The sequence below is a fragment of the Catenibacterium sp. UBA627 genome, from assembly GCF_002299355.1.
GTDB classification, from domain to species: domain Bacteria; phylum Bacillota_I; class Bacilli_A; order Erysipelotrichales; family Coprobacillaceae; genus Catenibacterium; species Catenibacterium mitsuoka.
In genome coordinates, this window is sequence record NZ_DBPF01000128.1 from 1 (window position 1) to 3,072 (window position 3,072).

Below are 3,072 nucleotides of genomic sequence, written 5' to 3' on the forward strand. Positions count from 1 at the left end.
GGATTCATGCATGTTCCATTCATCACTAGCCAGGTTATTAACCGTAAGCCAATTGCTCCATCATTAAGTCTTGAACAGATTGTGACTGGTATTGAAGCAGCTGTTAAAGCTATTGGTGAAAACCAGGAAGATATCAAGACTGTTGAAGGTCAGACTCACTAAACTCTGTATTTAATACAGAGTTTTTTTTCTTACCCTTAAACCTTACAATCAATGATTGATTAATAAGGAGATGGGATAAGTATTTGTTAATAGTGCCTGGCACTACTGGTTCCACCATGGCGAAATTTATGTATTTGAAAGGTGCCGAAGATTGAGTGAAAATATTGCTTTGTTGCAAAAAAGAATCTACTATACGATAAAATTACGCTATGTTAATGTGTGTTGCTTGTGCAACGCAACTATTCACGATATATATAGAGTGAACAAATGAAAGGAGGTAGCCATAAAATGTTAAGCAAGAATTTGAAAATATTTAGAAAACGAAAAGGCCTAACGCAAGAAAACGTTGCAGAAACCTTGAACGTTGTGAGGCAAACTATTTCGAAGTGGGAAAAGGGAATATCAGTTCCAGATGCCGATATGTTAATAAAATTGGCAGAAATATTAGATGTGTCTGTGATCGAACTAATAGGATCAGATGTTACCGATGAGAAAAATGAAGATATGATAGCAGTTGAACTGGCGAGAGTGGTAGAACAGTTGGCAAGTAGAAATCGTCGTTCAAAAAAAATCTTAAAATGCGTTTTGATTTTTCTTATTATATTGTTGCTTTTTTTTGTTTTCTTATGTGTAATTAATTTTTCTGCTATGTAGTATTTTAAATTAGGAGGTTCTTATAAAAAGAATAGTAGCGTTAATTTTAATGATGGCTTTAAGTCTATCGTGCGGTGTGAATGTATTACTATTTTGAGCGTTACAGCTCTTTTTTTGATTACAATGAAAGCCTTTACAAAAAAATAATTAGAAGTGTAATATATATATATGAAAGGGAATGGTAATATGATTGAATTAAAGGACATTTGTATAGAATATGATAGGGTTATTCTTGATCATGCCTCTATTTCTATTCCTGCACATTCTATTACTCTTATAAGAGGGAAGAGTGGTTCAGGTAAGACAGCTCTTCTCTATTGTATTGCGCTTATGGATACAAAAAGCAAGTATCAATACTATTATGATCATCGTCTCATAGAAGAAAAAGATAGAAATAATATCAGAAAAGAATGTATCAGTTATTGTTTGCAGGAAAATGATTTATTAGCTCATCTAGATGTCAGAGGAACATTACAGTATTTTGCACATATTCATAATAAACATTTATCTGATAAAGATATACAGGATTATCTTGATAAGATGCATCTTGATGTGACTTTGAATCAAAATGTCATGACGCTATCTTTAGGGGAAAGACAGAGGCTTTCTATCGCAACAGCGCTTGTAAGCAATCCACAAGTGCTTGTCTTAGATGAACCGACTGCTTCACTTGATCATGAAAATGAGATAGAAATCTATAATATATTAAAAGAATTAAGTGCGCATATGACCATTGTGTTGGCGTCTCATTCAGAAGAGGCTATAAAGTATGCAGATATCATCTATACACTAGAAGAAGGAAGGCTGATATCTGATGGTTCTGTGATTCAAGAAGATATATGTGGACAAGGTGAAGTATCTCAGGTAGATCATAGGTTTTATAGGGAATATGTAAAAGACTATATGAAACATTATAAGTTCATGTATGTATTGATGATGATGGTGTTTATCTTGACACTTGTGTCTGCACAGATGATCCTTGGAATTATTGATCATTCAAGAGAACAAGGTATGAAGATGCTTATAGGACAGTTAGAAAATAAAGCAATCATAACTAAAGATGAGCATAGTTATGTGGATCAGGATTATTCTCATTTCATAAAAATAGATGACAAGAATACGTTTCCTCTATATAAAATATATACACAAATAGAAGGAGAAGATGTCTATCTTGTGCCTTATTTCAAGGATGATGATCTTTCTAAATATATAGATAGAAATATTCAAGAAACAAAGACAGGAATCTATATGGATAATGAGAGTTATTATCTGTTGAATCAGGGATTATCTGATAATAGAGTGAATTTAGATCTTTATATCACTGATCAAAAAGGAATGCATCAGACAACTCATATATTTGATATCAATGGTGTATTTAGAAATAATAAAAAGGTTCATTATGTATCAAAGAGTCAGAGATATATTTATGTTCCGTATGCAATTCTTCAGGATATCTATAAACAATCAGGATGTACACCACGTTATATAGGTTATATCATTAAGACTAATACCTATAACGAATTGAATGAATTGATAGACTATTATGAATCAAAGGGATATAGAATTAATGATTCATTCACTGATAGAGAGGCTATGAATAGTCTTGATTCTTACTATAAGAATATGATGTTTACATTTGCGGGTGTGATTCTACTTATTAGTGTACTTATTGATATTGTATTGGCATCTCATCTTCTTATGCAAAGAAAAAAAGAACTTGTACTTCTTTTGATATCAGGATTATTAAAAAAGGATTTACAAAGAATATCCATGATAGAATCATTGGGAAGTATATCTATAGTTGTAGTGAGTTCTACCCTTATTTCTGTTGTCATGTCTTGTATACTAGGTACTTTTGATATAATAACACTTTCTAGTATGACAGTTTTATTCATAGCTATCTTATTGATAGAAAGAATAGTTCTTCAAAACAAATTCATTAGTAAGTTGAATATAGTGGATGAATTAAGAAGTGAGGTGCATTAAGATGATTGAAATCAAAAATTTAAATATATCATTTAGCGATAAAGTAATCTTAAACAATGCATCATTTCATACTTTTCCAGGTGTGCTGACTATCATTAAGGGAAAGAGCGGTTCTGGTAAGTCTACTTTTTTAAAAGCCTTTCAATTCGCATATGAGTGTGAATATATCTATGAAGGACAGAGAATGGATGAATTAGATCAAGATAGTAGACAACAGTTCATTTATGATCATATGGTCAATGTGCCACAGATTCCTTTGTTTATTGAAGG

General features: G+C 31.7%; 4 protein-coding genes. All 4 read left to right on the top strand.

From position 1 onward, the window contains the following. Window positions 1-6 precede the first annotated feature (6 nt). A complete protein-coding gene (locus B2S90_RS08740) occupies window positions 7-162 on the top strand; it encodes a hypothetical protein (protein WP_286696898.1) in 156 nt (51 codons plus the stop codon). A gap of 288 nt (window positions 163-450) precedes the next feature. Then, window positions 451-816, top strand: coding sequence for a helix-turn-helix domain-containing protein (locus tag B2S90_RS08745; RefSeq protein ID WP_286696895.1), 366 nt, complete (start codon window positions 451-453; stop codon window positions 814-816). Between the two features lie 186 nt (window positions 817-1,002). Then, the gene (locus tag B2S90_RS08750) at window positions 1,003-2,802 is read left to right on the top strand and encodes an ATP-binding cassette domain-containing protein (RefSeq protein ID WP_286696896.1); all 1,800 of its coding nucleotides are present in this window, start codon (window positions 1,003-1,005) and stop codon (window positions 2,800-2,802) included. A gap of 1 nt (window position 2,803) precedes the next feature. Then, the coding region (locus B2S90_RS08755; RefSeq protein WP_286696897.1) for an ATP-binding cassette domain-containing protein at window positions 2,804-3,072 on the top strand (269 nt) is incomplete at its 3' end.